At 65.3% G+C, this 26191-nt stretch carries 28 protein-coding genes; 14 read left to right on the forward strand and 14 right to left on the reverse strand.

The window, feature by feature from the left end; all coding sequences use genetic code 11:
* Positions 1–12: 12 nt before the first annotated feature.
* Complete coding sequence (gene folE / locus BLS52_RS07530) at positions 13–615, reverse strand: GTP cyclohydrolase I (protein ID WP_090585608.1); 603 nt, start codon at positions 613–615, stop codon at positions 13–15.
* Between the two features lie 91 nt (positions 616–706).
* On the opposite strand from folE, the gene BLS52_RS07535 reads away from it, so the two are divergent.
* The gene (locus BLS52_RS07535) at positions 707–1453 is read left to right on the forward strand and encodes a helix-turn-helix transcriptional regulator (RefSeq protein ID WP_090585610.1); all 747 of its coding nucleotides are present in this window, start codon (positions 707–709) and stop codon (positions 1451–1453) included.
* 123 nt (positions 1454–1576) lie between these two features.
* On the opposite strand, the gene BLS52_RS07540 is transcribed toward BLS52_RS07535, so the two are convergent.
* Positions 1577–2155, reverse strand: a complete 579-nt coding sequence (locus BLS52_RS07540) for a helix-turn-helix domain-containing protein (RefSeq protein ID WP_026544576.1) — start codon at positions 2153–2155, stop codon at positions 1577–1579.
* Between the two features lie 66 nt (positions 2156–2221).
* Between BLS52_RS07540 and BLS52_RS07545 the strand changes: the two genes are divergently transcribed.
* Both BLS52_RS07545 and BLS52_RS07550 read left to right on the forward strand, forming a co-directional pair.
* Complete coding sequence (locus BLS52_RS07545) at positions 2222–3241, forward strand: NAD(P)/FAD-dependent oxidoreductase (protein WP_051470545.1); 1020 nt, start codon at positions 2222–2224, stop codon at positions 3239–3241.
* Positions 3241–3900 carry a class I SAM-dependent methyltransferase gene (locus BLS52_RS07550; RefSeq protein ID WP_026544577.1) on the forward strand — a complete coding sequence of 220 codons (660 nt, stop codon included), beginning with the start codon at positions 3241–3243 and terminating at the stop codon, positions 3898–3900. Before BLS52_RS07545 ends, BLS52_RS07550 begins: the two co-directional genes overlap by 1 nt.
* A gap of 137 nt (positions 3901–4037) precedes the next feature.
* On the opposite strand, the gene BLS52_RS07555 is transcribed toward BLS52_RS07550, so the two are convergent.
* A complete protein-coding gene (locus BLS52_RS07555) occupies positions 4038–4472 on the reverse strand; it encodes an SRPBCC family protein (RefSeq protein WP_026544578.1) in 435 nt (144 codons plus the stop codon).
* A 58-nt stretch (positions 4473–4530) separates the two neighbouring features.
* Complete coding sequence (locus tag BLS52_RS07560) at positions 4531–5751, reverse strand: NAD(P)/FAD-dependent oxidoreductase (RefSeq protein WP_090585612.1); 1221 nt, start codon at positions 5749–5751, stop codon at positions 4531–4533.
* Positions 5752–5896: 145 nt separating this feature from the next.
* On the opposite strand from BLS52_RS07560, the gene BLS52_RS07565 reads away from it, so the two are divergent.
* From BLS52_RS07565 to BLS52_RS07575, 3 genes are read left to right on the forward strand one after another with little or no spacing between them, the layout of a single operon-like run.
* Positions 5897–6940, forward strand: coding sequence for an NAD(P)-dependent alcohol dehydrogenase (locus tag BLS52_RS07565; protein WP_026544579.1), 1044 nt, complete (start codon positions 5897–5899; stop codon positions 6938–6940).
* 41 nt (positions 6941–6981) lie between these two features.
* Positions 6982–7596, forward strand: coding sequence for a hypothetical protein (locus BLS52_RS07570; protein WP_090585613.1), 615 nt, complete (start codon positions 6982–6984; stop codon positions 7594–7596).
* Positions 7593–9176: a GMC family oxidoreductase gene (locus BLS52_RS07575; RefSeq protein WP_090585615.1), complete on the forward strand. Its 1584-nt coding sequence runs from the start codon at positions 7593–7595 to the stop codon at positions 9174–9176. The genes BLS52_RS07570 and BLS52_RS07575 overlap by 4 nt, the downstream gene beginning before the upstream one ends.
* A 91-nt stretch (positions 9177–9267) precedes the next feature.
* On the opposite strand, the gene BLS52_RS07580 is transcribed toward BLS52_RS07575, so the two are convergent.
* Positions 9268–10062 (reverse strand): IclR family transcriptional regulator, encoded by a 795-nt coding sequence (locus BLS52_RS07580; protein WP_090585617.1) that lies wholly within the window; start codon positions 10060–10062, stop codon positions 9268–9270.
* Between the two features lie 112 nt (positions 10063–10174).
* Positions 10175–10498: a putative quinol monooxygenase gene (locus tag BLS52_RS07585; RefSeq protein WP_090585619.1), complete on the reverse strand. Its 324-nt coding sequence runs from the start codon at positions 10496–10498 to the stop codon at positions 10175–10177.
* Positions 10499–10667: 169 nt separating this feature from the next.
* Between BLS52_RS07585 and BLS52_RS07590 the strand changes: the two genes are divergently transcribed.
* Both BLS52_RS07590 and BLS52_RS07595 read left to right on the forward strand, forming a co-directional pair.
* A complete protein-coding gene (locus BLS52_RS07590; protein WP_090585621.1) occupies positions 10668–11822 on the forward strand; it encodes a glycerol dehydrogenase in 1155 nt (384 codons plus the stop codon).
* Positions 11823–11856: 34 nt separating this feature from the next.
* Positions 11857–14664, forward strand: coding sequence for an FAD-binding and (Fe-S)-binding domain-containing protein (locus tag BLS52_RS07595; protein ID WP_090585623.1), 2808 nt, complete (start codon positions 11857–11859; stop codon positions 14662–14664).
* Positions 14665–14748: 84 nt separating this feature from the next.
* On the opposite strand, the gene BLS52_RS07600 is transcribed toward BLS52_RS07595, so the two are convergent.
* From BLS52_RS07600 to BLS52_RS07615, 4 genes are all read right to left on the reverse strand, one after another.
* Positions 14749–15603 (reverse strand): nuclease-related domain-containing protein, encoded by an 855-nt coding sequence (locus BLS52_RS07600; protein ID WP_175460112.1) that lies wholly within the window; start codon positions 15601–15603, stop codon positions 14749–14751.
* A 208-nt stretch (positions 15604–15811) separates the two neighbouring features.
* Positions 15812–16486 (reverse strand): haloacid dehalogenase type II, encoded by a 675-nt coding sequence (locus BLS52_RS07605; RefSeq protein ID WP_090585874.1) that lies wholly within the window; start codon positions 16484–16486, stop codon positions 15812–15814.
* A gap of 160 nt (positions 16487–16646) precedes the next feature.
* Positions 16647–17852 carry a glycerophosphodiester phosphodiesterase family protein gene (locus BLS52_RS07610; protein WP_090585626.1) on the reverse strand — a complete coding sequence of 402 codons (1206 nt, stop codon included), beginning with the start codon at positions 17850–17852 and terminating at the stop codon, positions 16647–16649.
* Positions 17853–18034: 182 nt separating this feature from the next.
* Positions 18035–18769 carry a glutamine amidotransferase gene (locus BLS52_RS07615; RefSeq protein ID WP_090585627.1) on the reverse strand — a complete coding sequence of 245 codons (735 nt, stop codon included), beginning with the start codon at positions 18767–18769 and terminating at the stop codon, positions 18035–18037.
* A gap of 121 nt (positions 18770–18890) precedes the next feature.
* On the opposite strand from BLS52_RS07615, the gene BLS52_RS18465 reads away from it, so the two are divergent.
* The 3 genes from BLS52_RS18465 (at position 18891) to BLS52_RS07630 (ending at position 21624) form a co-directional block, all read left to right on the forward strand.
* On the forward strand, positions 18891–19430 hold the full coding sequence (locus tag BLS52_RS18465) for a hypothetical protein (protein ID WP_090585629.1): 540 nt from the start codon (positions 18891–18893) through the stop codon (positions 19428–19430).
* A 188-nt stretch (positions 19431–19618) separates the two neighbouring features.
* Positions 19619–20461, forward strand: a complete 843-nt coding sequence (locus tag BLS52_RS07625; RefSeq protein ID WP_245702750.1) for a glucose 1-dehydrogenase — start codon at positions 19619–19621, stop codon at positions 20459–20461.
* A gap of 98 nt (positions 20462–20559) precedes the next feature.
* The gene (locus BLS52_RS07630) at positions 20560–21624 is read left to right on the forward strand and encodes a spore photoproduct lyase family protein (protein ID WP_090585630.1); all 1065 of its coding nucleotides are present in this window, start codon (positions 20560–20562) and stop codon (positions 21622–21624) included.
* Between the two features lie 181 nt (positions 21625–21805).
* On the opposite strand, the gene BLS52_RS07635 is transcribed toward BLS52_RS07630, so the two are convergent.
* Complete coding sequence (locus tag BLS52_RS07635) at positions 21806–22630, reverse strand: serine/threonine-protein kinase (protein ID WP_175460113.1); 825 nt, start codon at positions 22628–22630, stop codon at positions 21806–21808.
* Positions 22627–22974 carry a hypothetical protein gene (locus tag BLS52_RS07640; protein ID WP_090585633.1) on the reverse strand — a complete coding sequence of 116 codons (348 nt, stop codon included), beginning with the start codon at positions 22972–22974 and terminating at the stop codon, positions 22627–22629. The genes BLS52_RS07635 and BLS52_RS07640 overlap by 4 nt, the downstream gene beginning before the upstream one ends.
* A 183-nt stretch (positions 22975–23157) precedes the next feature.
* Here BLS52_RS07640 and BLS52_RS07645 point away from each other — a divergent pair, with 183 nt between their 5' ends.
* On the forward strand, positions 23158–23667 hold the full coding sequence (locus BLS52_RS07645; RefSeq protein WP_245702751.1) for a MarR family winged helix-turn-helix transcriptional regulator: 510 nt from the start codon (positions 23158–23160) through the stop codon (positions 23665–23667).
* A gap of 33 nt (positions 23668–23700) precedes the next feature.
* Positions 23701–23868, forward strand: coding sequence for a hypothetical protein (locus tag BLS52_RS18470; RefSeq protein WP_175460114.1), 168 nt, complete (start codon positions 23701–23703; stop codon positions 23866–23868).
* 1 nt (position 23869) lies between these two features.
* Here the strand turns inward: BLS52_RS18470 and BLS52_RS07650 are convergent, their stop codons facing one another.
* A complete protein-coding gene (locus BLS52_RS07650) occupies positions 23870–24166 on the reverse strand; it encodes a hypothetical protein (protein WP_090585638.1) in 297 nt (98 codons plus the stop codon).
* A gap of 74 nt (positions 24167–24240) precedes the next feature.
* On the opposite strand from BLS52_RS07650, the gene BLS52_RS07655 reads away from it, so the two are divergent.
* Complete coding sequence (locus BLS52_RS07655) at positions 24241–25587, forward strand: DUF2254 domain-containing protein (RefSeq protein ID WP_090585640.1); 1347 nt, start codon at positions 24241–24243, stop codon at positions 25585–25587.
* Between the two features lie 76 nt (positions 25588–25663).
* Here the strand turns inward: BLS52_RS07655 and BLS52_RS07660 are convergent, their stop codons facing one another.
* The gene (locus BLS52_RS07660; protein WP_090585642.1) at positions 25664–26122 is read right to left on the reverse strand and encodes a DUF3817 domain-containing protein; all 459 of its coding nucleotides are present in this window, start codon (positions 26120–26122) and stop codon (positions 25664–25666) included.
* Between the last annotated feature and the right edge of the window lie 69 nt (positions 26123–26191).

Consider the following 26191-nt stretch of genomic DNA (forward strand, 5'->3'; position numbering starts at 1 on the left):
TCGGGAGGGTTTTCAGTTGGGGAACTGGTCCCGCAGCGGGCCGGCAACGGCAAGCTCGCCGTAGAACGTTGAGGTCCGGGTAGTGGTGCCCGCGCTCTGGACGCCGCGCAGGGACATGCACAGGTGCTCGGCTTCGAGCACCACGCCGACGCCGCGCGGATTCAGCAGGTCTGAGAGCCAGTCCGCAACCTGCTTGGTGAGCCGTTCCTGGACCTGGAGATCGCGGGAGAACTGCTCCAGGGCGCGGGCCAGCTTGGACAGCCCGAGCAACCGCGCACCCGGCAGGTACCCGATATGTGCGATTCCCCGGAACGGCAGCAGGTGGTGCTGGCACAGCGAGTTGAACGGGATGTTCCGTACGAGCACCAGGTCGCTGTACCCCTCGTCGTTGGGAAAGGTGGTCCATGACGTGGCGCGCGGGGTGAGCATCTCCTCGAAGGCGCCCGCCACCCTGCGCGGGGTGTCGCTGAGGTGCGGATCATTCACATCGCGGCCGAGTGCGCGGAGCAGGTCAGCCACCGCGGACCGGGCGGCCGGCAGGTCGATGGCACCAGCGACGTCGGGCTCGATGTCCTCCTCCAACAGGCGGAGGGCAACCTCTGAATGCGATGACATGGCAACCCTCTTTCTAAATGTTGTAATCTTGACTTTAGAAGCGCACACTGAAGAAGTCAATGGTGTGCAGGACGGGAGATAGGCTCGGCATATGTCCGACGTTGAAGGCGATTCGGCCCGGTCCGCCGGCACCGGTACCGGGAGCTCAGGCGCACCGTCCCAGCTCAGCGCGAACCTCACCGAGCGGCTGGAGTCGGTGGCGGCACTGGGTGATCCCGTGCGCCGCGTCGTGTACCAGGCGCTCCAGCGCAGCGGGGACGCGCTGACCCGGAACCGGCTGGCGGAAGTCACGGGCATTGCGGCCAGCACGCTGCTGTTCCATTTGGAGAAGCTCGTGGACGCGGGCCTCCTCACCGTGGAGTTCCGCAAGCTTGGCGAACGCAGTGGTCCGGGATCCGGCCGCCCGGCGAAGCTATACCGGCTCGCCCAGGCGGAAGTGGCGGCGTCTATCCCTGACCGGCGCTATGACCTTGCTGCTGAGTTGATGGCGGCCGCGATTGATACATCCATCCGGGACAACACCGCTATCGAGCAGGCGCTGACACAAACCGCCTACGACGCCGGACACCGCCTGGGACTGAAAGCCGGCAGCATGGAGGGGGTCCTCGACGGGACCGGGTACGAACCTTATCCGGATGGAGAGGGCGGCTTCCTGCTGCACAACTGCCCGTTCCACCGCCTGTCTCGCAGCCATGCCGAGGTGGTGTGCGGGCTGAACGGAGCCCTGCTGACCGGTGCGCTCGAGGGCAGCGGCGATGCGGAGTACGCGGTGACTCCTGATCCCGACGGACCCTACTGCTGCGCCCGCATTACCCGGCTGGCGCAGCCTTCCATCTAGCGGGGCGTCAGGCTTCCGCCTGGCGACTCACCCGGCCCGCGGATTGGCGGGGCGTCAGCCTCCCTGCCTCGCGGGGCGTCAGCCCGCCGCCTGCTGGGCATCAGGTTGTCCGCCTGATGGGCGTCAGGTTGTCCGGGCCCGAAGGTGCATCCGTTCACCCTGGCGCCCGAACAGGCTGAGGAACTCCACAGCGGCACGGTCCGCTTTCCCGAACCAGTGCGGTACGCGCGTGTCGAACTCCACCACCTCACCGGCGGGCAGCACCAGGTCGAGGTCACCCAGCACCATTCGCAGGTTCCCATTCAGCACGTACAGCCACTCGTACCCCTCGTGGACCTTGAGGTCCGGTTCCTCGAGCGGCATGTCCGCGTGCAGCACGTGCTTGTAGGCCTGAATGCCGCCGGGACGGCGGGTAAGCGGCACCACGGTTCCCCGCCCCATGTCGATGGGGCGGAGATGCACGCGGGGATCACCCGTCGTCGGAGCTCCCACGAGTTCATCCAGTGGCACCTGATGCGCCTTGGCGAGCGGCAGGAGCAGCTCGAGGTTCGGTTTCCGCTGCCCGGATTCCAGGCGGGACAGCGTGCTCACCGAAATTCCCGTCGCCTCGGACAGCGACTGCAGCGTCACGTCCCGCTTCACCCTCAGCGCCTTCAGACGGGGTCCCACGCTCGCGAGTGCTTCGCCGATTTCATGTGTCATGCTGTCCATTTTGCCAGATCAGCAAACTTTGTTGCCGACGTCGAGTCTGGCTTCCATGCTGGGACGATGAAACCTGAATCTTCCTCTTTCGACGTCGTCGTCATCGGCGGCGGAGCTGCCGGCCTCAGCGCTGCGCTCATGCTGGGGCGTACCCGCCGTAGTGTCGCCGTGATCGATGCGGGCGCTCCCCGCAACGCCCCAGCCGCAGGCGTGCACGGCTTCCTCACCCGCGAGGGCATGGACCCGCCGGAGTTGGCGGCCGCCGGACGCCTGGACGTCCAGTCCTACGGCGGGGTCATCATTCCCGGCACCGCCGTCAATGCTGTTCCTGCCGGTGAACCGCGGTACCGCTTCCGCACCACGCTCGCTGACGGTACAGCGCTCCGCTCGCGCCGACTCCTGCTGGCCACCGGGCTCACGGACGTACTGCCGGACATCCCCGGCCTTCGCGAGCGGTGGGGCAAGGAGGTGCTGCACTGCCCGTTCTGCCACGGCTGGGAGGTCCGCGACCGGCACATCGGCATCCTCGGCACCAGCGCCATGTCGGTGCATCAGGCCCTGCTCTTCCGCCAGTGGAGCACCCGCATCACGCTCTTCCTGAACAACACGGTCAACCCGGGCCACGATGAGCGCGAGCAGCTGGCCGCCCGGGGTGTCACCGTCCTGGAGGGGGCGGTAACGCGGGTACTGACCCGCAACGACGACGACGGGAGACTGAGCGGCGTGCAGCTCACCGGCGGCGGGGTGGTTCCGGTGGATGCCCTCGCCGTTGCGCCCCGCTTCGTCGCCAACACCGGGATCTTCGCGGGCCTGGGGCTTGAACCGGTCCAGCATCCGATGGGAGTCGGTGAGCACCTTGCCGTGGATGAGATGGGCGCCACCGCGGTGGACGGGGTCTGGGCTGCCGGCAATGTCGCGAACCTGATGCTGCAGGTCCTGCCGTCTGCGGCTTCCGGGTCGACCGCCGCCGTGGCGATCAACAACCACCTGATGGCCGAGGAACTTCAGGAAGACCTCGCGGTATATCGCCGTTCCTCTTCCCACGCCTCCGGCCCGGAGAGCAGGATAGGAGCGGAGGTTTCCTGATGCACACCCAGCACCAACACCACGGGCACGAACCACGCGCCTTTGACGAGGCCTTCTGGAACGCCCGCTACGGCGGGAAGCGGATCTGGAGCGGGCGGTCGAACCCGCAACTGGTCGCGGAGATCGATGGTCTGCCGCCCGGCAGGGCGCTTGACGTCGGCTGCGGCGAAGGCGCCGACGCGCTCTGGCTTGCCGCGCGCGGCTGGGAGGTCACCGGCGTCGACATTTCCTCGGTGGCCCTCGAACGGGCCGCTGAGCACGAGCGCGAGCATCGGCCAGGCAATGAAGGCGTTCACCCGGTCCGGTGGGAACATCACGACCTCACGGTGTGGGAGCCGCCGTCGGGGTTCTACGACCTGGTAAGCGCCCAGTACATGCACCTGCCCACGACGCAACGGGAGCCGTTGTTCCGGAACCTGGCACGCGCCGTCGCGCCGGGCGGGACGCTGCTGATTGTCGGGCACCACCCGTCGGACCTGCACGGCCCGGCACCACGGCCGGACCTGCCGGACCTGTACTTCACGGCGGAGGACATTGCGGCGTTGCTCGACGACGGTTGGGAGCATGGTGTGATCGAGGCGCGTTCGCGGGAGGCCAGCGGACCCGACGGCGCGACCCTACCCGTGGCCGACACCGTGTACCGCGGGCGCCGTCTCTGAGACACAGGGGCAGCTGCACCTTTCCCGAAAAGTGACTGCACTGCACTCGTTGCATGCAATGAGTGCAGTGCAGTCACTTTTTTAAAGCACCACCGCTCCCCCTCGACAAGAAAGATGCGGCAAGCCGGTGTCCCCGCTCAGGAGACCACCAGCGCCTCCATGTCGTCGAAGAACGCCTGGTAGCCTGCGGCGGTCTGTTCCCGCTGGTCCTCGGTGAACTCCGGGGCGTCCTGCACGAGGGTCATCTGCGTGCCTCCCTCGACCTCCGCGAACGTAACGCTGATCGGTGCTCCGGGCTCTGTGCCGGGCTGGTCGGTGATGGTGAGGCCCAGCCGTTCGGGCGGGGTGACCTCGGTGTACCGGCCTTCCCAGTTGATGGTGTTGCCATCGGGCAGTTCCATCACGGCCTGCCAGCTGCCGCCGGGGCGGACGTCCAGGACAAGCGAATCGCGCGGTACGGTTACCTGCGAACTCCCGAACCAGACGGCGAAATCCGCCGGATCGGTCCACGCCGCGAAGACGCGTTCCCTCGGCGCGGCAAAGGTGCGGGTGACGGTGATCTGGTTGGACATGCTGGTCCTCTCTGGCTCTGGGGCTCTGTGAGTTGGTACTCAGAAGTGGGAGGTAAGCCTACGCCCGGCCCTTCAGGATGGCGTACCAGTACAGCCGGATGAACCCGTACCGCTCCACCAGCCAGGTGAGGCGCTTCTCCTTCGCCAGGCCCTTCCAACCGGGGACGGAGGGCTTGGGCGTGAGGGTGTCATCGAACTCGGCAAGCACCACTGTAGAACGGCTGACAGTGAAGGGACAGGCCCCGTAACCGTTGTACTTCCGGCTCGGCCCGCCGCCCTTGAGGACCGCTTTGATGTTCTTCGCCAGAACCTTGGTCTGCTGACGCAGAGCCGCACCGGACTTCGAGTTCGGTGTACCTGCGGCGTCACCGAGTGACCATACGGTCTGGTGGGTGATGTGTCGGAGAGTCTTCTTATCCACGGCGACGAAACCGTCGTCGTCGGCCAGTCCGGTGGCACTGATCCAGTCCGGAGCGGACTGCGGCGGTGCGGCGTGGAGGACGTCATACCGGAGTTGTTCTTCCGTGCCGTGCGCGTTGTTGCGGAGAGTGGCCGTGCGGTTGTCGGCGTCGACGGCGGTGAGCTCGGTGCTGCAGCGCAGCTCGATCCCATACTCGGCGATTTTCCGGTTCAGTTCCTGGTCAACGACGTCGACGCCGTAGACGGTCTGTGTAGGCACGGCGAGGATCACCCGGATGTTGTCGAGGACGCCCTGCGAGCGCCAGTAGTCGCACGCGAGGTACATCGGTTTCTGCGCTGCTCCGCCGCAGGTGATGGGCCCGTCCGGCATGGTGAAGATCGCCGTTCCGGAACGCAGGTTGCTTAGCAGCCGCCATGCTTTGACCGCGAGGTCGAGGCTGTAGTTCGTCGCGCCGTAGGGGGAATCATAGGCATCCTGCAGGCCGGGGATGCCGTCCCAGTTCTTCTGGATCCCGGGACACACCACGAGGTGTTCATACGTGAGGCTGCGGCCCGAGGCGAGGGCGACGGTCTTCGCGGCCGGGTCAATGGCCGTTGCCGAATCCCGGTGCCAGGTGACGCCTTTGGGCATCACGGATTCCTGCGCACGGACCGCAGACTCCGCCTTGGCGGTACCCCCGGCGATGTGGGAGAAGAACGGCTGGTACTGGTGCTGCTCCGATGGGTCAACGACGGCGATTCCCGTCACCCGGTAACGCTTCAAACGCGCCGCGAGAGAGATTCCCGCGTTTCCGCCGCCGATAATGAGGACCTGCGAGTGGGAGCTTCCCTGCCGCGGGTTGTCGTTGCTGCTGTGCATCAGGCACTCCTGTGTCCAACCGTTGCCGAACAGACCGAATGCCTCGACCCTACCGGCTTTCTCACCACGCGATAACGCTTCTTTGAATGCTCCGTGACCCGCCTCACACTCGAAGTCAGCACCGCTTCACTGTCGAGGGAGGACCATGAGAGCTGTCCGCGTGCACCAGTATCGGGAAGATCCACATCTCGATGACGTCGACGAGCCCACGGTCGTCGGCCCCTGGGACGTGATCGTGGAGGTCGGTGCCGCGGGGCTGTGCCGGACAGACCTCCACGTCATTGAAGGCCAGTGGGATCACATTCAGCACCCATCGCTTCCTTACATCCTCGGGCACGAGAACGCCGGCTGGGTACGGGAGGTCGGTAGCGCCGTCAGTAACGTCAGCGCCGGCGATACCGTGATCATGCACCCGCTGGTCACGTGCGGGCTGTGTCTGGCCTGCCGTGAAGGCCAGGACTCCCACTGCGGGAATGCGACCTTTCCAGGCCTCAACGTCGACGGCGGTATGGCGGAATTCATGCGGACCAACGCCCGCTCAGTGGTCAAGCTCGATTCCTCGCTCCAGCCGGCCGACATCGCCGCCCTTGCCGACGCCGGCCTCACCGCCTACCACGCGGTACGCAAGGCGGTGCAGCAGCTGCCTCCCGGATCCCATGCCGTGGTCATCGGCAGCGGCGGCCTCGGCCACATTGGAATCCAGTCCCTGAAGGCCCTCACTGCGGCGACCGTTACCGTCGTCGACCGCTCACCCGATGCGCTCGAACTGGCCGTCTCGCTGGGCGCGGACCATACCGTCAATGCCTCCTCCGACGGCAACGGCGACGCCGGCCGGCTGCTCGACATCACGGACGGCGGCGCACACGTGGTGTTTGACTTCGTCGGCGAGCACGGCACGGAATCGCTCGGCGTCACAGCGCTGCGCAACCGCGGCAGCTACTACAGCATCGGGTACGGCGGAGCGGTGAACATCGACACGATCGAGATCATCTCGCGGGAGATCAACGTCGTCGGAAATCTGGTGGGCACCTACACCGACCTCGTTGAGCTGATGACACTCACAGCCCAGGGCAAGGTGACGCTCCACACCCGGAAATACGACCTCGAGGATGCGGTCCAGGCCATGCACGATCTCGACAGCGGCGCCCTGGTGGGTCGCGGCATTCTCGTCCCCCATCTCAACAAGTAACTGCCACCAAGTACCGCATCTGAACCCGAAGGGTGATTCCCATGGCGTATCCCGCAAAGTATTCGGCGCTCAACGAGCTGCAGCTATCGGAGGAGGCACGGCGAACTCTCACGCGCATCATCCGCGTGGCCTTTCCGCATCCTGCGGTTCCCGACGGGCCGTACGAACGCATGACCGAGAAGATCGTGTCGGAGGCGCAGGCGTCCACGTGGTTCCGGGTGGCGCTGACTCAAGGCCTGCTCACCCTCGACTCGCTCACAGCGGAGCATTTCCTGGACCTTCCCGACGACCGCGCGCTAGCCGTGCTCAAGCGCATCAGCGACCTGGACTTCTTCGGCTTCATCCGGCGCACCACTGTCCTGAATTTCTACGACGATCCGGAAGTCTGGGACGTCCTCGGTTACGAGGGCGAGTCCTTCTCCAAGGGCGGCTACATCAACCGCGGATTCAACGACCTCGACTGGCTGCCTGAGCCACGCATCGAGGAGAGCGACGAGGACCTGACCGAGGTCGGCCCGTTGCCCTACAACATTGCCCAGCAGGCACCCGACCGCGCGGAACCGGCGGGCCAGACCGGGGGCGTGCCCTCCGATGAGCAGTTCTCGGACCTCTTCAAGGGCTCCGACACCGTCAACGAAGGGAACACAGCATCATGACCACGGCCGAATCCGCCCGTTTCGACCAGGACGAAGCCGACGTCGTCGTCATCATCGGTTCCGGCGCCGGTGGCGGCACGCTCGCCCATGAACTCACTGAGAAGGGTGTGAAGGTGGTCCTCCTGGAGGCAGGCGGCCACCTGACCAACGAGGATTACCACAACAACGAGTGGGAGGCCTTCAACCAGATGGCCTGGCTGGATCCGCGCACCACGTCCGGTTCGTGGCGGATTGCCCGCGATTTCCCGAACCTGCCCGCGTGGCTTGTGAAGGCGGTCGGCGGGACCACCACGCACTGGTCCGGCGCCACTCCTCGGTTCAAGGCCCACGAGTTCAAGACCCGCACCGCCTATGGGCGGATCGACGGCGCCAACCTGCTGGACTGGCCGATCACGCTGGGCGACCTCGCACCGTATTACGACAGGGCAGAACAGAAGATCGGCAGCACACATCGCCATGGGCGTCGGGCACTGCCCGCGAACAACAACTACAAGGTGCTCGCCGCCGGCGCCGAGCGCATCGGCTACCGCCACTATGCCACCGGACCGTACGGCACCAACGCGGAACCCTATGACGGCCGGCCCGCATCAATCCAGGACGGCTTCAACTTCCAGGGCGACAAGAACAAGTCCAAGTGGTCCGTCCTGGTCTCCGAGATTCCCAAGGCGCTCAGGACCGGGAAACTCGACCTTCGGCCCAACAGCCACGCCGTTCAGATCACGCACACCGCGGAGGGGCTGGTGGACAGCGTGCTCTATGTCGACGCCGAGGGGAACCTGCAGCGGCAGCGCGCCCGGATCGTCGCGGTAGCCGGCAACGCGATTGAGACGCCGCGCCTGCTCATGCTTTCGGGTTCGCCGATGTTCCCGGACGGTCTCGCGAACTCCTCGGGACAGCTGGGCCGCAACTACATGCGCCACACCACCGGATCCGTCTATGCGAAGTTCGACAAGCCGGTACACATGTACCGGGGAGAGACCATGGCCGGCCTCGTCGCGGATGAATCCCGGCACGACGTCGACCGGGGCTTTGCCGGAGGCTACTATCTGGAGACCATCGCGCTCGGTCCGGCGTTCCTCGCCAGCTTTGTGGATCCGGGAGCCTGGGGTCCCGGATTCGCGTCGCTCCTCGATGACTACGAGAACACGGCCGGGCTCTGGATCGTGGGTGAGGACATGCCACAAGAGACCAATCGGGTGACGCTGAACACCGCGGTCACCGACAGGCTGGGGCTGCCGGTGCCGAACGTGCACTTCGACGATCACGAGAACGACACCGCGATGCGCAACCATGGGTACCAGCAGGCATCACTGCTGTACGAGGCGGTGGGCGCCCTGTCTTCGCACCACACGCCGCCCTACCCGGCGACCCACAACATGGGCACCGCGCGAATGAGTGCCCGGCCGGAAGACGGTGTGGTCAATGGGTTCGGCCAGACCCACGATGTGAAGAACCTGTTCGTCTCGGACGGCTCGCAGTTCACCACCGGAGCTGCTGCCAATCCGACGCTGACGATCGTGGCGCTGGCGATCCGCCAGGCAGACTACATGGCACAGCAGATGGCCTCCGCCGCCATCTGACGTCCGGCCCCCTGAACCCTGGCGGTACGCTCCCCCGACCCCCCACCTGGGGAGCGTGCCGCCAGTTCCGGCTGTCAGGGTTGGGAGCCCCTCATTGGAGATGCGGCAACACTGATGTTGCACGCAACGCCCGACTGACCCGATCCGCTGTGTCCCGCAGCAGAACCGCGAGCTTCGCCGAGCGGGCGTCGAACTCACCGGCGTCCATCGATACGGCGACGGAGCCCACAATCTGGCCCGCCGCATTGCGCACGGGCGCCGCGATGCATGACGCCCCCTCGATGAATTCCTCACGTTCGACGGCGATGCCGCCTTCACGGACGCGCTCAAGTTCGGAATCGAGGTCGTCAAGGGTGCCGATCGTCTGGGACGTCATCGCAGGCAGGCCCTGCCGGCGCAAAAGCGTGGCGCGCTCTGCCGGTTCCATGCCGGCCAGGAGAATCTTCCCGAAGGCCGTCGCGTGGGCAGCATCATTGAAGCCAAAACCCATTGGTGTAATGCGTGGCCGCCTGGGCGAGTCGACAACATGCGCGACGACGATGTGGTCTCCCCGGTGGACGGCGTAGTACGCGGCAGCGTCACCGCGCGCGTGAAGTTCGAGGATGAGCCGCGCGACCGCCGTTGGCGTACCGATCTGCCGCCGGAGAGAGGTGTCCAGGGCGTGCAGTTTATACCCGAGCGCGTATCGGCTTTCCTTCTTGAGATGAACGAGGTGCTCGGATCCGACCAGCAGCTTGAGGAGACGATAGACGGTCGGCAACGGCATATCCAGCTTCGCTGCGATCTCCTTGGCGGTCAGCCCGCGCCGATCCGAGGCAACAACGTCAAGCAGAGCAAACGCCTTCTGGACCGAAGCCATGCCTCCGAGTGCGTCATTGCGTCCCATAGGCCTATCTTGGCCGGTGTCACCGGCTTATGCCACCTGGAACACGGATACATGACGCGTCGAAGCGTGAGCCCCGAGCTTCGCCGGTGCTCACGCTTGCGCGTCGTGCACGCTACTGGTTGACGCTGAGCTCGCCCATCCGGTTCCAGCCGTTTGCCGAAATCTTCTCGCTGATGATTTGCGGCGTTTCGACCAGCGCCTGCGGCATATCCTTCATCGCCTGCTGGAAGTGGTCGCTGTTGACGTGGTCGCCCGCGGCGTCGTCCTGAAAGGCTTCCACCAGCACAAACTCGTTCGGATTGTCCACGCTGCGCGACCAGTCGAACCACAGGTTGCCTGGCTCGGCGCGGGTGGCTTCCGTGAAGTCGCGGGTGAGGTCAAGCCAGCGGTCGCTCCAGTCCGGCCTGACGTTGAATTTGACGACGATGAAAATCATGCTGCTGCCTCTCGCTCGGGTGTGGTGTTCGATGTGGTCCCAGTCTGCTGCCGCGTGCGGCAGCGCGAAAGTCCGCTTTTCACAGGGTGAGAATGCGGTGCATGCTCCTCCGCTGACCGGACCTAGTCTGGGCACGTGCGCAGCACGCTTGCAATCAAAGGAGATTGAAATGACTGAGACCACACCGATCCGCACAGTAATCAGCCCCGCCCGGTACGTGCAGGGCAAAAATGCAATCACCCGGTTGGGTGAATTCCTCACACCGCTTGGCAACTCGCCGCTGCTGGTTGCTGATGACCTTGTCTGGGGCTTCGTAGGGCACGACGTCGAAGCTTCCCTCAGCGCGGCGGGTCTGCCGGTAATTCGGGAAGACTTCGGTGGTATTCCCAGTGCCCGCGAGGTGGACCGGCTGACCGGGCTCATCACGCAGCACAGCGCTGATGTCGTAGTGGCCGTCGGCGGCGGCTCCACGATCGATGCAGTGAAAGCGGCCGGTTACGCGGCCGGCATCCGCTGGGTAAGTGTTCCCACTGTCGCCTCAACAGACGCACCGACGTCGGCACTCGCCGTGATTTACACGGATGAGGGCGTGTTCGAAGAGTACCGGTTCTTTCCGAAGAACCCCGATCTGGTCCTTGTAGACACCCAGCTGGTGGCAAACGCGCCGGCGTCATTCCTCGCCGCCGGTGTGGGTGATGCGCTGGCGACGTGGCTCGAGGCCCGCGCCACGCGCCAGTCGAACGCCACCACCATGGCCGGCGGCATGGCCACCCTCACCGGCACCGCACTCGCGCAGCTATCCTGGGACGTCCTATGGGAAAACGCACTGCCCGCCATGGACGCTGTCCGGGACAACGTGGTGACTCCGGCCCTGGAAAAGGTCGTGGAAGCCAACACCCTGCTCTCCGGACTGGGCTTCGAATCCGGTGGGCTCGCCGCTGCACACGCCATCCACAACGGCCTGACCGCCTCAGACCAGACGCACGGGCTGGCGCACGGGCAGAAGGTCAACATCGGTTCGCTGACGCAGCTGGTGCTAGAGGGCGCTCCCACCGCTGACATCACTGACTTTATCGAATTCACCACACGCGTCGGGCTGCCCACCACGCTCACCGAGGTGGGGCTGACCCCAGACGACACCGACGACCTCCGCCGCATCGCCGAGGCCGCGACGGTGGGAGGCGAGACGATCCACAACATGCCGTTTGAGGTGTCAGTCGGTGATCTGACAAGTGCGCTCGTATCCATCGAGCGCCTGTCCCGCCGAGTACGATCCAACGCAGGGCTGCCCGAACCGGAACTGTACCAACCCCGGCACCACTAGCGCCGTCGTCGTCCATTGACCAAGGGAGGTACCCATGCTGACCGATTTCCGCGCCGCGGTCGCCGATCCGTCCCGGATCAGCGACCGGGCTATCGACCGCCACGCCAAGGCGCACGACGCATCGCACTTCCTGCTGATTCCAGAGGCGGTGGCAACGCCGTCGGACGCCGCGGAGGTCGGTCAACTGCTCCGCGCCAGCGCCGCCGCGGGAATGCCGCTGACTCTGCGTTCCGGCGGAACGAGCCTCAGCGGACAAGCAGTAAGCGACGGACTGCTGGTTGATGTGCGGCGTAATTTTCGGAACATCGAAGTGCTCGACGACGGCGCACGGGTGCGCGTGCAGCCCGGCGTCACGGTGCGGATGCTCAACACCCGCCTACTGCGTTACGGACGTAAATTCGGGCCGGACCCGGCAAGCGAATCCGCGTGCACCATCGGCGGCGTCATTGCCAACAATTCCTCCGGGATGCACTGCGGCATAGTGGACAACGCCTACCGGACCCTGGAATCCCTGACGGTTGTCCTGAGCAGCGGGACCGTCATCAACACCGCGGCGCCGGATGCCGACAAACACCTTCACGCGGCGGAGCCCGACCTTCACGAAGGGCTTCGGCGGCTGGCCGCGCGCGTCCGGTCCGACGCCGTATCAGCCGCGACGGTGCGGCGGCAGTTCGCCATGAAGAACACCATGGGCTACGGCCTGAACTCGCTTCTCGATTTCGAGCGTCCTGTGGATATCCTGGCGCATCTGATGGTCGGCAGTGAGGGAACGCTCGGTTTCGTGGCGGATGCGGTGTTCCGCACCGTACCTATCAGGGCGCATACGGCGACGGCACTGCTGGTCTTCCCTGATCTGGCGACCGCCAATTCCGCGTTGCCGGCGCTCGTGGAATCAGGCGCGGCGACAGCGGAATTGATGGACGCGCTGTCCCTTCGGGTCGGCCAGTCAATTTTTGGCACTCCCCCGGCGGTACGCGGCCTGTCCGTCGAGGATCACGCGGCACTGCTCGTCGAATACTCGGCCGATTCTCCTGAACAGCTCAGCGATGCGGTTGCCGGGGGCGCGGATGGCCTGAAGCCCTTCGGACTGACGATGCCGGCCAAGTTCAGCACCGACCCTGTTACACGGGCGGAACTGTGGCATCTGCGCAAGGGACTGTACGCGTCTGTCGCCGGTGCCCGTCCGCCGGGCACGACCGCACTGCTCGAGGACATAGTGGTTCCAGTGCCTTCCCTTGCCCGTACGTGCGGCAAGCTGTCCGAACTGTTCGACCGCTATGGGTACCGCAACAGCGTGATTTTTGGGCACGCCAAGGACGGCAACATCCATTTCATGCTGACCGACGGGTTTGCATCCGCCACCGAACTGGACCGTTACCACGCCTTCACCGAGGACATGGTTGACCTGGTGCTGACCGAAGGCGGGTCCCTCAAGGCAGAACACGGCACGGGCCGCGTCATGGCCCCATACGTCCGTCGCCAGTACGGCGACGCACTGTACGGGGTCATGCAGGAAATCAAGTCGCTGTTCGACCCTTCCGGAATGCTCAATCCCGGCGTCATCATCAATGATGATCCGCAGGCACATTTGCGCCATATCAAGACGGCGCCCGCCGTGGCCGAGGAGGTGGACCGCTGTGTCTCGTGCGGCTACTGCGAACCGGTGTGCCCCAGCAAGGACATCACCCTCACGCCGCGGCAGCGCATCGTGACCCTGCGGGCCATCGAGCAGGCCCGCATCGATGGGGATACGGCGCTGGTGGCAGCGCTGGAGAAGGACTACGACTACGAGTCGGTCCAGACGTGCGCGGTCGACGGAATGTGCCAGACCGCATGCCCGGTGGACATCAATACGGGCACCCTGGTCAAACGGCTTCGCGGGGAGGGCGCCAATCAGGTAGCCGCAAAGATGTGGGAGACCGCGGCCGGGCACTGGGGACCGGCAAGCCGCGGTGCGGCGGCGGCGCTCACGGTGGCGGGCAGGATCCCGACGCCAGTCATCCGTATTCCGAACGTGGCCGTCCGCGCTGTGCTTGGCACAGATAATGTGCCCCTCTACTCACCGGACCTGCCCATCGGTGGGCACTCCCGGCGTCGTCCGCGTCCGGAAACTGCGCCGGACGCGGTGTATTTCCCGGCGTGTGTGGGAACAATGTTCGGACCGGCTGAGCCCGGCGATGACGGCGTGCAGGCCAGCTTTGAACAGCTCTGCCGGTTTGCCGGGATCACTCTCCTGGTTCCGGCCGCCATCGACGGGTTGTGCTGTGGAACCCCGTGGTCGTCGAAGGGCATGGTTTCCGGTGCCCGCGCCATGCGCCGGCACGTCCTTGAGGAACTGCGGGAAGCCACCAACGACGGCGAGCTGCCCGTGATCGTCGACGCCGCCTCCTGTACGGAGGGGCTTCTGGCCACGTTGGAGAATGAGACGACGGCAGGAGGGCACCCGGCCCTGCGGATCATCGACGCTGTGGAATTTACCGCCGATCGCATCCTGCCGCTGCTCGGTCCCTACCGGAAGCTGGATTCGCTGGCGCTTCATCCGACGTGCTCATCTACACGTCTGGGTTTGAATGCACCCCTGCAGCAGGTGGCTTCCGCGGTGGCGGAAACGGTTCAGGTACCGGTGGCCTGGGGTTGCTGTGCCTTCGCCGGGGACCGCGGAATGCTCCACCCCGAGCTCACTGCCTCGGCGACAAGCGCACAGGCCGCAGAGATCCGCGCGTTTGGGGCAAGTGCACATGCCTCCTGCAACCGCACCTGCGAACTCGGGATGACGAGGGCTACCGAACGGAGCTACCACCACATCCTCGAGTTGCTGGCCGGGCAGGCGGGGAAGGGGTAGACGGAGGGGCAGCCGGTGGGTTGCGTCACTTGCGCACCTCACCACCTGGCTGCCGCTGCCTGTGTGCAGGCATATTGGCGGCGGTTAGCTGCCGTCCGGCAACACGGCAGAGGTCGGGATCGGCGCTGGAGCAGGGTCCGAGCGCTCTGTCACGCCGTCCATAATGTTGAGCAGCGTCATGATCCCAATCACCAGCAAAGACAGTTTGATAACGGCACCTGCGACTCCTGGGCGCTTCCTTTCCCTTCGCTTCGGGCTACGGCCGGACCCCGCGGACCTCGTTTGCGCCGGCCCGCCCGCAACTCCTGCCCGAGCCCCGACACGGCGGCGCTGGAGCGTTCGCGAAACCCCGCCGTCGGCTTCTTCGAGCTGACGGGTAGTCCATAGACCAGGACTCTGGTCACCGGCCAGTAGTTCCTCAAGGTGACGGGCAACAACGTCGATGGCAACGACATCCAGCACAGTCGGCAGGGAACGCAGCGCGGGAATAAGGGTGTCCGCACCTTCGATGCGGACACCGCTGTTGGAGCGTCCCGCCAGATCCGGCTGGCCGACCAAGCAGATCCAGCCCGCAGTCAGATGCCGATGCTGCGGCTCAAGCAATGCGGACACCGCGCTTGCCTGGTCCAGCACCCAGTCGATCCCCGCCGCCCGGTACCCGTTCTGACACAGTTCACCTCCGCGCAGCTCGACGGTTCCAGTCCAGTTCTTCGTGTCCAGAACGACGACGCCGCCGGGGCCGACGAGCACATGATCCAGGTTTGCTTTCGGGCGGCCGGGCCAGTGCACATCATGCAGGATCCGCCAGTGCTCCCCCTCGACTGCGGCGAGCCGTTCAGCGACGAGCCGCTCTCCCAATGCACCTGCCTCCCAGGCGTGCAACTGTTGCTCGGCGCGCGCCAGCTCCCGGCGTAGCTTCTCGACTCGTTCTTTGGCCATGCGCGCCTGATCTGTGGCGCCGCCCCCTGCTGTCATAACTCCCCCAATTCAGTCCTCTCAGGCTAGGACCGAATTCCAAGGGTCTGACCAGCAAAAGCGCAGAACTTGATCAATTCCAGGGGCGGGGAACCAGGCCCTCCTCTGAAACGGTGCAGGCACTGCTCTCATTGCATGCATTGCCTGCGATGCCTGCACCGTTTCGGAAGGACTATGCCACCCGAATCGCCCCTGCGAGCTCGGAAAGGCTGCCGGCCTCGAGGTCGGGCGCGTCGAAGTACCCGGGATAGGCAGTACCGGTCCGGTTGATCCAGGCAGTCCGGAGTCCTGCCCGATGTGCGCCGTGGATATCCCACGGATGAACGGCAACCAGCAGCAGCTCCCGCGGCTCCTGGCCGAGCTCCGCGGCGGCATAGTGGTACGCCTCGGCAGCCGGCTTCCACCTCGCCGCATCCGTGACGCTCAACAGCCTCGCGAAGCGCCCGCGGATGCCGGCGCGCTCAAAGAGCGCATCGGCCACCGAAGTAGCACCGTTGCTCAAGGTGACCAGCTCCGCACGGTGAGACAGCGCCTCAATGCCGGGGACGACGTCGTCGTGCACTGACAGGGAGGTCAGCGCGCCCATGATGTTTCCTACCGCCGCACTGTGATCACCCGGGCCCAGCGTGTCAGCGCACAGTCGCTCGAGGCTGTCCCTGGCGATGTCGGCGAACCCGGGATTGTCGTTGGTCGCAGTGAGGGCGAAACCGTCCCTCAGTATCCCGGCGAACCACACCCGGGCCGCGAGTGCAGGCAGCCCTTCTGCGTCGAACGCTTCGGCAAGCGGGCTCATGTCGGACAGGGTTTCATTGACATCGAAAACGATTGTGCGGGGAGTTTCAGTCATGGTGGCCACGTTCGCAGATTCGGGCGTCCGGCGATACCTCTGCAACGAACCCTCAACGGGATCTGCCCACCCGGCTCAACTGCTGGATGGGCAGGAACCGCGGGTGCCCACCGGGTACAACCACCCGGTGGGCACCCGCAGCGAGCCTGTGCGGACGGAGCTAGTTCGCGAAGACGTCCTGCAGACGCGGGCCGATCCAGAGGGCAACCGAATCGCCGCCGTTGTTCAGGACTGAAGCCGTGCCGCCGTTGTAGTACGCGTCGGCGGAATTGGTCCCCGGTCCGGTGTACACGCGGAGCTCGGCGCCGGGAGCCAGCACGTAGCCCGCTCCGACGGTGAGGATGTTGTTCGCTGCGTCGCGGATGATTGCACCACTCACGTCAACGCTCGCCGCGGACGTGTTCCGCAGCAGGACATACTCGCCGTTTTCGGGCTGGACGTCGTCTCCGGGCACGTTGTTCGCAGCATCGGCGATCTCTACGCCGGCGCCCGGGAACACGGGCTGGCCGTCGAGGAAGCGCTGGTTCTGAATGGGGAAGTCTGTGGTCACCGCGTCGACGCCCAGATCCAGTGAGTACTGGACGGCTTCGGGCGAGTTGACGGTGTAGACGCCGAGCACCAGGCCCGCATCCTTGACGTCCGCGACGTTCTGGGGCGTCAGGGTCCGGTAGTTGGTGCCCACCGAGTCGGCGAAGGTTGCCCAGGATTCCACGACTTCGCGGGCGGGCACAACGCTGGTGAGCTGCTGCAGCTCGATTTCGGGTGCTATGGCCGCGAAACGGCGGTTCGAAGCCTCGTCAAATCCGATGACCTGGATCTTGTCCGCGGCAACCAGCTGGGCCCACCGGGGGTCATTGCGGAGTTCGTCAGCGACAACCTGCTCGATGCCCGGCGAGTTCACCGGTGCCTTGATCTCGATGTACACGCCGGTCTTCACCGTCGCAATCCGGGCGGCGTCGTCGAGGTGCGGGATGCGCTCGCCCTCGTACTGGGCGCTGAAGTAGGAGCCGGCGTCGAGCTGCTGCAGTTCGGCCCAGGTGAAGGAGGTGATGGGGTCGTTCTCGCGGCCCGGGAACACCTCTTCGACGTTGGTGGTGCGTGCGGGCGTGTTGTCGTGGAAGAGGAACGGCACGCCGTCGGCGCTCAGCTGCACGTCGATCTCGAAGAAGTCCGCGCCGGATGCGCGTCCGTCCTTGAACGCCGCGACCGTGTTCTCGGGTGCGGTGCCGGCTGCGCCGCGGTGTCCGATGAGGATGGGCGCGTCCGTCTCGCTCTCCGGCGCGGCATGTGCGACGGCGGCCGGTGCGGTAGCGAGCATCAGGCCGGCGATGGCGGTGGAAATGGTCCTGGTCAGCCGTGTTGCCATAAGGTTCTGTCCCTTTCGGATGGAGTGTGGGTGATCCCCCATCCGATGCTTCACGCCGCCGGAGTCCGGGCGGTCAACGCGGAGTGAACGGCGGGTGAAAGCCGCCCCACACCCCGCGTTGAGTTGACAGGACACGCCGCTTTCCCCGCTCCATACGGGGCGCGTCCTGCCAACTCAACGGGTCAGGCGCGGGCGTACCGCCGCACAAAGCCGGCGAGGATGTGCGGCGGCCAGGTCACGGCCGAATCCCGTGCCCGCTCGATGACGCTCTCGGCCTGGTCCGGCGGGAAGTACCCGGCATGACGGTAGATGTGGATGCGCTGGATGAGCCCTTCGACGTCGAGCTCGGGATGGAACTGCGTAGCGTACAGATTCTGCTTCACCCTGAACATCTGCACCGGACACGAGGCTGACGACGCCAGCAGCACCGCGCCCGCCGGCAGCGTGGAGCACGCCTCCTTGTGGCCGACAAAGGCGTCGAAGCGCAGCGGGAGGCCTGCCAGCAGCGGGTCTGCCGCGCCGTCGTCGTTCACTGTGATTTCCACCGGTCCGATCGGCTCGGCAAAGGTCCGGTCGATCACCGCGCCCTGGTGCCGACCCAGCGTACCGACGCCGTAGCAGGCGCCCAGGAAGGGAAAGTCTGCGGCAACGACGCGGTCGAGCAGCTGACGGAGCTCGCGCTCGACGCGATGCTGCGTGGGTGACTTGGTGACTTCCGCATCCGACGAGTTGAACGGGCTCCCGCCGAGGAAGATCCCCGAGTAGTCCTCTAGCCGGAGCTGGGGCAGCGGTTCCTGCTCCACCCTGATGCGGTGAAGGTCCGACGGCGCCAGCCCGGTAAAGCGGAGGAAGCTGCGGTATTCGCCCTCGGCCGCTGCGTCCTCGGCCCGGGTGCCCAACAGCAGGAACGGAAGCATTCATTGATCGTACTGCCGGCACCTATTTCCTCTGATCACTCGCATATTGCTAAGCAGGCTGATAAACCTTTAAGGGAGCCGCAGTGAAACTGCGGCATCGTCAATGTCTAAGGAGAGCACCATGTCAGGAAACTCGTTTGTACGGTCCCTGCACGATCTCAGCGCAGCCGCGTGGTTCGGCGGATCCCTCATGGGCGCCGTCGGCCTGAACGGCGCGGCCGCCGAGGCCAAGGACCCCGCGGAGCGCACACGCCTGTCCACAGCTGGCTGGGCGCGCTGGACGCCGGTGCAGATTGCGGCGTTCGGTGCCCATGCAGTGGGCGGCATCGGCCTGATCGCCGCCAACAAGGGCCGCTTGGCCGGACAGCCGGGCGCCATGGCCAACACTGTGGTGAAGTCCGCTATCACCGTCGTCGGCATGGCAGCGTCCCTCTACTCCGGCATTCTCGGCAAGAAGGTCGGCGAGCTGAGCCGGCACGGCGGGGAGGGCGCAACGGAGCCCAAGCCGGGCGCGCCGGAGGAACTCGCCAAGGCACAGCAGCAGCTGAAGATTCTTCAGTGGGCACTGCCCGCCCTCAGCGGAGCGGTCATTGTGCTCGGCGCCCAGCAGGGTGAGCAGCAGCGGCCAAAGAACGTACTCAGCGGCCTCTTCGACCGCTAGGACCCGCAGCCCGGCCCGTCGTTTTCCCGAACGGCGGGCCTCTGCGGTTAAGCCCCTTTACAGAACACCAACCGATGGGAACTTTCGGGCAGCTATGGCGGGTTCCGACGTCGTCAAGCCGCCATGGCTGCCCGAAAGTTCCGAACACCACGATCAGTTCCGGACACCACGAGCCAACACAGGAGTAGATGATGGGCCAGCCAGCGCAGCAGCAGGACGTACCCGGCGTTCAGTCGGAGATGGATCCCACACCCGATTGTGGGGAGAAGAGCTACCGCGGAAGCGGGAAACTGACCGGCAAGGCGGCGGTCATCACGGGCGGCGACAGCGGGATCGGCCGTGCCGTGGCGATCGCCTTTGCGCGCGAGGGCGCGGATGTCCTCATCTCCTACCTCAGCGAGGACAATGACGCCGAGGAAACCGCCCGCCACATCGAGGAAGCCGGCCGGCGGGCCGTCACCGTGCGCGGCGACCTGTCGGACTCGCAGCATTGCCGGGACATCATCGAGCTGGCAGTGCAGGAGTTCGGCAAGGTGGACGTCCTTGTAAGCAACGCCGCCTACCAGATGAGCCACGATTCCCTCGATGAGATCAGCGAAGAAGAGTGGGAGTACACGTTCAAGGTGAACGTGTCGGCGATGTTCCACCTGGTCAAGGCCGCACTGCCGCACATGGCTCCGGGCTCCTCCATCATCGGCAGCTCATCGGTGAACTCGGACATGCCGAGCCCCGCCCTGGCGCCCTATGCTGCGACCAAGGCTGCCATCGCCAACTTCTCGGCCAGCCTCGCGCAGATGCTCGGAGAGAAGGGAATCCGCGTCAACAGCGTTGCACCCGGGCCGATCTGGACGCCGTTGATTCCCGCCACCATGCCGCCGGAGAAGGTGGAACAGTTCGGCGACGACACTCCCCTGGGCCGCGCCGGCCAGCCCGCGGAACTCGCCCCCGCCTACGTGCTGCTGGCGTCCGACGACGGCAGCTACATGTCCGGAGCGCGCATCGCCGTGACCGGCGGCCGGCCAATCCTCTGACCCCGGCACCGCGAATCCCTTGAGTCGGCAGGACACGCCGCTAATTCCCGCGGATAAGGGGAGTGTCCTGCCAATTCAACGCGAGGGAGCATAAACGCATGGACTTCAACCGGCTGCTGCAGATCCGGCGCATCTATGCCCAGCCCGCAGCGCTGGAGCTGCCGCGGGGCAAGGAAATCGTGGAGCGGTGGCCGGAGGCCGAGGTTGTTCCGGTAGACAACCACTGGAACATCCCGGAAGTCCACGGTGATGAGACCAATGTGCCCCGCTGGTCACGGATCAAGACCGAGGCTCTGGTGCTCGGGGTCAAGAAGGCTCTGACGGTCAAGCCGAACGGGCGGTCCGCCGATTTCATAGCGCCCTCCACCGCCAACGGCTGTGCGATGGCGTGCGCCTACTGTTATGTTCCGCGCCATAAGGGGTACAGCAATCCGGTGACGGTCTTCGCGAACATCGACCAGATCGCCGCCGCACTCGACAGGCACGCCACCCGCCAGGGCATGAAACTGGAACCGAACCAGTGTGACCCGGAGCTGTGGGTCTACGACATCGGCGAAAACAGTGACTGCTCCGTGGACGCCCTCATCAGCGACAACGTCGAAGACCTGGTCACGCTGTTTCGCGACCTTCCGACGGCCAAGCTGTCCTTCGCCACCAAATATGTGAACCCGGAGATGCTGAGCTGGGACCACGGCGGCCACACCCGGATCCGGTTTTCCCTCATGCCCGCGGACCTCGCGAAATCCATCGACATTCGCACGTCGCCCGTGGCGGAGCGCATGGCGGCAATCAACGACTTCGTCGACGCCGGCTACGAAGTGCATGTGAACTTCTCCCCCGTAATAGTCACGGAGACCTGGCTCAACGATTGGGAGGAGCTCCTCCGCCAACTCGATGCCGCACTGAGCCCTGCCGCCAAGGCGCAGCTCGCCGCTGAAGTCATCTTCCTGACCCACAACGAGCGGCTTCACGAGGTCAATCTTGGCTGGCATCCACAAGCGGAGAAAGCGTTGTGGCGGCCGGAACTGCAGGAGTCCAAGGTCTCCTCAAACGGCTTCACCAACGTCCGGTACCGTTCAGGTGCCAAGGCGCGCTATGTCCGGGAACTGACAGCACTCATCGAACGGATCACACCGTATATCCGGATCCGCTATGCGTTCTGAACGGGCGGCGTCTGGTCCGAGCAGGGCGCCCGTGGAAAGTCAGACAGCGAGCGCGAGGTGAGGCGCGGTACGTGAGCCGTGAGAAACGGCGTCAGAACCGGTGAGCGTGTCAGGGCCGGTGAGCATCTCAGGGCCGGTGAGCATCTCAGGGCCGGTGAGCATCTCAGGACCAGTGAGCACGTCAGGGCCCGTGAGCATAGCCAGCGCCCGTGAGCATAGCCAGCGCCTCGGCCGGTGTGGGGCGCAACGCCGGGTCCATGGAGGTCATGGCGCGGATGAGGCGCTGCCAGAACACCGGGACAGTGTCAGGAATGACCGGGTTGCGTAGCGTCCGGGCAACCAGCGACTCGATCGCCGGGAGGCAGAACGCCCGGTCACCGGTGAGGCATTCGAGCAGTACCAGTCCGAGGGAGTACATGTCACTCGCTGTGCCGACGCCTGAACCGCGCGCCTGCTCGGGGCTCATGTAGAGCACAGTGCCGCTGGAGGATGCGTCGTCGTCGGAATTCACGCCGCGGGCAGCAGTCCCGAAGTCAACCAGCTTGGGCTGGGGCGCCGGTGATCCTCCCGCGGTAAGCGGGATCATGATGTTCGACGGCTTGATGTCCCGGTGCACGATGCCCTCGGCAGCCAGGGACTGCAGCGCCCGGAGAAGCCCGTAGGCCCAGGCGGTCACATCGACGTTATGCGGGGTTGAACTCCGCAGCAGGTCGCGCAGGTTCACTCCCGGAACCAGTTCCTGCACAAGGTAGGCGCCGGCTGTCTGTCCGCTGTCACCAGCGACACCGGAATCCAGGACGCGCGCTACATACGGAGAATCGACCTGCGCCTGCAGCCGCGCTTCATCAGTGAAGGAATGGCCGGCGGAGCGCGCCACCTTGACCGCCACTGTCGTGTAGGTCTCACGGTCGGTGGCAGCCCACAGGACTCCGGCCGCACCGGAGCCGATGGCCCGCTGAAGCTCCCAGCGTCCCGCCAGCGTCGAGGAGGTGGGACCGCCGCTCACTGATGGCTGCGATCGGACCGGGCGGCCCACAGCATGGTGGCGACGTCCGCCCGGGCGAGCCCTGCGGATTCAGCAATTTCCTCGAGCGGGCAGCCGTTCGAAGCGGCCTGCTCAATGGCTTCCGTGAGAGCACTCTGCGCGCGGTCCAACTCCCATTCAAGCGACTCCACTGCTCCGGCAGCTGCGATGATCCGCTCTGTATGCGGCACGCCGTCGTGCATTGCATCGCCCAGGCCTTCTGGCAGCCACAGGCCGTCAAGAGAAGAGGCGTCAAGACAAGAGCCGTCGTGCGTCGCAGGAACCGGTGTCAGTGCGCCGCGCGATGTATGAGCGACTGTGGACATCAACTGCTCCGTTCGGTAGGTAGAATAGTATCTAGTTCAGCTAGTTATATACGACCTTAGCTTGAGGTGTCCACGATGAAAAACCGAAAAAATGAAGGCCTTCTTGAGATATCCTGAAAATAACGACCGTTCTTTAGGTTTCCTCGGTGTCCTAGCAAGTAGCGGAACTATAAAATGGTCGATATGGAAACTGCGATGAGCACCGAGGGCGCAGGGTACTGGTACGCCGACCAGGAGAACCCCGGCGGCGTTGACGTCCTTAACGCCCTGCGCGTCTACCGTGCGGCCGAGGCTGAGATGCGCCGGCGCATTCGGGAGTCCATGAATATGAACGAGACCGACCTGATGGCGATCCGGTATGCGATGCGGGCCCACAAAGCCGGGCACTGCATCAGTCCCAAGGATCTTTCGCGGATGCTGAACATCTCCACCGCGTCAACAACCGGACTGATTGACCGACTCGTGGCCAGCGGGCACCTCATTCGCCGGCCGCATCCGACGGACAGGCGATCGGTGGAGATTGTGCCGACCGGCAGCGCGGACATCGAAGTGCGGGAAACCCTGGGGGAAATGCACCAACGGATGATGGAGGTCGCGGAATCCCTCAGCCCGGAAGAGGCGCTGCACGTGACGCGCTTTCTCCAACGCATGACATCGGCAATCGAAAAACAGGACACCCATCACCACGCCTGAGGGCCGGGCCCGGGAACCCTTCCTTCGCAGGCGATGGAAGACGAGCAGTCATCGGATGGTTCGGACGCGGTCCTGAGGGAAGAGCTGATCGCTCACATCCGGGACCTTGGCGGGTTCCCCAAAGCGGCGGACCGGCGGCCCGAACTGCGGATGGTTCAGGCGGAAGATGAGCTCGCGGGACAGGACCTCACGGCGGGCTGACTCAACCCGCGAGCAGGCCTTCGCACCGTTCGGTAGCAGAATGCGTGGTGCGCGCCTCGAATAGCCGTGCATCGAGTTCCTCAAGGTCGCGGACCGCCGCAGAGATGAGACGCTGCGCGTGATCGGGATCACGCGACACCTCGCACGCCTGCTGTACATCCAGGAGGGTGCGCGCAAGCTGGACCCTCACCCGCTCCAGGTCGCGGACCCGGCGGGCTGATTCTCGCAGCTCTTCAGCGATGCCCGTCTGACTCTCGCAGTGGGCTGACGGCCGGGAACTCATTGACGACTGAAGCACACCAAAATCATAAGCAGGCTGTGTATCTTCCTGCAAACCGACACTCCGGGGATACGGCTTGTTAGGGTTCGACCATGGAACCCACGCGGCCATCCCGGCATATCGCCTCAAACCTGACTCCGGGCGTCATCCGGGATTACGTCCGGACGCAGCTCTGGCCCGTACCCCTTGCGGCCGTGATCGCCTCCGTGGCGCTGGCCCAGTGTGTCACCTGGCTGGACCACCTGCTCGACGACGACATGCCGCCGGCGCTTTCCGCCCTGCTGTTCGGCGGAGGCGCGCCCGCTGCCCGCTCACTCATGGAAGCGATCGCCGCCTCCACGATTACGGTCACCTCACTGACTTTCTCCCTCACTGTGGTCACCCTGCAGCTGGCGAGCAGCCAGTACTCCCCCAGGCTCCTGCGGACGTTCACCAGCGACCGGTTTGTCCACAACACCCTCGCGCTCTTCCTGTCGACCTTCGCCTTTGCGCTCACCGTCCTGCGGACCATCAGGGACGAGGACGGGCCCTCAACAGGCTTTGTCCCGGAAATCGCCGTCACACTCTCGTTCCTGCTTGCACTGGCAACGGTGGTGGGCCTGGTGCTGTTCCTCGGCCATCTCTCCCGCCAGCTCCGGGTGGAACGGATGCTGGTCGAGGTACGGAACGACTTCATGACGATGGTGGGCGGCGCCGGTTCCGAGTCCGAACCCCTTCACCATGTCCCCGAAGCCCCGCCGGGTGCAGTCGAACTTCGGGCAACGACATCGGGTTTCCTGGTGCAGGCCAACGAGCCGGCGCTGCTGAAGGCTGCTGAGCAGTTCAACGTCACCATCGCCCTGGATCGCCCGCCCGGGGATTTCCTCGTTGAAGGAACTCCCTTCGCACACGCCTGGCAACTCGGCGGCGACTCACCGGACGGGTGGAGCTCTGAGCAAACCGATGGACTACAGCAGGCGGTTGGCGATGCCCTGACCATGGGATTCGAGCGAAACTCGGTCCAGGACATCGGATTCCCCCTGCAACAGATCCTCGACGTTGCGGTACGGGCGATCTCCCCGAGCGTCAATGATCCGACCACCTGCGTGCACGCACTGGGCCACCTTTCAACGGGCCTGTCCGCGCTTGCCCGTGAGGGTCAGGGCCACCGGGTAATGACCGACGGTCAGGGGCGTGCCAGGGTTTTCCTTGCCCGGCGCACGTTCGCCACACTGTTGGACCTGGTGGTTTCGCAGATCTGCACCTACGGGATGGATGATCCGCGTGTGGCCCGCCGCCTGGTGGAGCTGTTGTCGGAGGTCGAGCACAATGATCCGGCCCACCGGCAGGCTGAACAGATCCGCAGACAGCGGCACCGGGTCTCCCGTGCCATCGCGGGAAGCCAGCTCGACCCCGTCGACCGGCAGGACCTCCTCGCGGAATGCGCCGCCAAACCCTGACGGACGGTGGTGTCAGCCCACCGAAAAGCCCCTTCGGGACAGGCGGCGGCGTCAGCCCACCGCTCCGGGAAGAGCGTCAGCCCACCGGAACGGGTGGCCCGGCGATCAGGAGCGCCGCAAAGACAACGCTCACGCCGATGATCGCCACCAGGACCGCCGGGAGCGGGTTGCGCAGCACCCAGGCCTGCACGTTCTCCACTGCACCGGCTGGGTGCTCTTTTCCGGACGCAAGCCGCCAACCGCCGTCGAGCTTTCCACGGCGCTCAAGCTGCCAGTCGAAAAGGACCGTCGCGAAGGGAACCACACCGGCGAGCAGCCCTAGGGCACCGGTGCCGGCGCTCCACCGCTGGTTCACCCAGACAAAAGAGGTGCTGACGAGGTATGCGAGGAACACAAAGCCGTGCAGCGCACCGCCGACGGAGACCAGCGCATCGGTGGTCCCGGCAACGTACTTCAGGTACATGCCCGCAAGGAGCAGCGCCCACGTGACAGCCTCCGCGACGGCGACGCTGCGGAAGAGGGTACGAGGGGTCATGGAGGTCTCCTGGTCAGGTGCGGGCGGTCCCTTAAATCTAGCGCAGCACCCGGCCGCCGACCCATTCCG

Source organism: Arthrobacter subterraneus, assembly GCF_900099735.1.
Lineage (GTDB): Bacteria > Actinomycetota > Actinomycetes > Actinomycetales > Micrococcaceae > Arthrobacter_D > Arthrobacter_D subterraneus.

Excerpts from the sequence above, each read along its gene's own strand:
- folE (WP_090585608.1), bottom strand. The coding sequence starts at position 615 with ATGTCATCGCATTCAGAGGTTGCCCTCCGCCTGTTGGAGGAGGACATC.
- BLS52_RS07535 (WP_090585610.1), top strand. The coding sequence starts at position 707 with ATGTCCGACGTTGAAGGCGATTCGGCCCGGTCCGCCGGCACCGGTACC.
- BLS52_RS07540 (WP_026544576.1), bottom strand. The coding sequence starts at position 2,155 with ATGACACATGAAATCGGCGAAGCACTCGCGAGCGTGGGACCCCGTCTG.
- BLS52_RS07545 (WP_051470545.1), top strand. The coding sequence starts at position 2,222 with ATGAAACCTGAATCTTCCTCTTTCGACGTCGTCGTCATCGGCGGCGGA.
- BLS52_RS07550 (WP_026544577.1), top strand. The coding sequence starts at position 3,241 with ATGCACACCCAGCACCAACACCACGGGCACGAACCACGCGCCTTTGAC.
- BLS52_RS07555 (WP_026544578.1), bottom strand. The coding sequence starts at position 4,472 with ATGTCCAACCAGATCACCGTCACCCGCACCTTTGCCGCGCCGAGGGAA.
- BLS52_RS07560 (WP_090585612.1), bottom strand. The coding sequence starts at position 5,751 with ATGCACAGCAGCAACGACAACCCGCGGCAGGGAAGCTCCCACTCGCAG.
- BLS52_RS07565 (WP_026544579.1), top strand. The coding sequence starts at position 5,897 with ATGAGAGCTGTCCGCGTGCACCAGTATCGGGAAGATCCACATCTCGAT.
- BLS52_RS07570 (WP_090585613.1), top strand. The coding sequence starts at position 6,982 with ATGGCGTATCCCGCAAAGTATTCGGCGCTCAACGAGCTGCAGCTATCG.
- BLS52_RS07575 (WP_090585615.1), top strand. The coding sequence starts at position 7,593 with ATGACCACGGCCGAATCCGCCCGTTTCGACCAGGACGAAGCCGACGTC.
- BLS52_RS07580 (WP_090585617.1), bottom strand. The coding sequence starts at position 10,062 with ATGGGACGCAATGACGCACTCGGAGGCATGGCTTCGGTCCAGAAGGCG.
- BLS52_RS07585 (WP_090585619.1), bottom strand. The coding sequence starts at position 10,498 with ATGATTTTCATCGTCGTCAAATTCAACGTCAGGCCGGACTGGAGCGAC.
- BLS52_RS07590 (WP_090585621.1), top strand. The coding sequence starts at position 10,668 with ATGACTGAGACCACACCGATCCGCACAGTAATCAGCCCCGCCCGGTAC.
- BLS52_RS07595 (WP_090585623.1), top strand. The coding sequence starts at position 11,857 with ATGCTGACCGATTTCCGCGCCGCGGTCGCCGATCCGTCCCGGATCAGC.
- BLS52_RS07600 (WP_175460112.1), bottom strand. The coding sequence starts at position 15,603 with ATGGCCAAAGAACGAGTCGAGAAGCTACGCCGGGAGCTGGCGCGCGCC.
- BLS52_RS07605 (WP_090585874.1), bottom strand. The coding sequence starts at position 16,486 with ATGACTGAAACTCCCCGCACAATCGTTTTCGATGTCAATGAAACCCTG.
- BLS52_RS07610 (WP_090585626.1), bottom strand. The coding sequence starts at position 17,852 with ATGGCAACACGGCTGACCAGGACCATTTCCACCGCCATCGCCGGCCTG.
- BLS52_RS07615 (WP_090585627.1), bottom strand. The coding sequence starts at position 18,769 with ATGCTTCCGTTCCTGCTGTTGGGCACCCGGGCCGAGGACGCAGCGGCC.
- BLS52_RS18465 (WP_090585629.1), top strand. The coding sequence starts at position 18,891 with ATGTCAGGAAACTCGTTTGTACGGTCCCTGCACGATCTCAGCGCAGCC.
- BLS52_RS07625 (WP_245702750.1), top strand. The coding sequence starts at position 19,619 with ATGATGGGCCAGCCAGCGCAGCAGCAGGACGTACCCGGCGTTCAGTCG.
- BLS52_RS07630 (WP_090585630.1), top strand. The coding sequence starts at position 20,560 with ATGGACTTCAACCGGCTGCTGCAGATCCGGCGCATCTATGCCCAGCCC.
- BLS52_RS07640 (WP_090585633.1), bottom strand. The coding sequence starts at position 22,974 with ATGTCCACAGTCGCTCATACATCGCGCGGCGCACTGACACCGGTTCCT.
- BLS52_RS07645 (WP_245702751.1), top strand. The coding sequence starts at position 23,158 with ATGGAAACTGCGATGAGCACCGAGGGCGCAGGGTACTGGTACGCCGAC.
- BLS52_RS18470 (WP_175460114.1), top strand. The coding sequence starts at position 23,701 with ATGGAAGACGAGCAGTCATCGGATGGTTCGGACGCGGTCCTGAGGGAA.
- BLS52_RS07655 (WP_090585640.1), top strand. The coding sequence starts at position 24,241 with ATGGAACCCACGCGGCCATCCCGGCATATCGCCTCAAACCTGACTCCG.
- BLS52_RS07660 (WP_090585642.1), bottom strand. The coding sequence starts at position 26,122 with ATGACCCCTCGTACCCTCTTCCGCAGCGTCGCCGTCGCGGAGGCTGTC.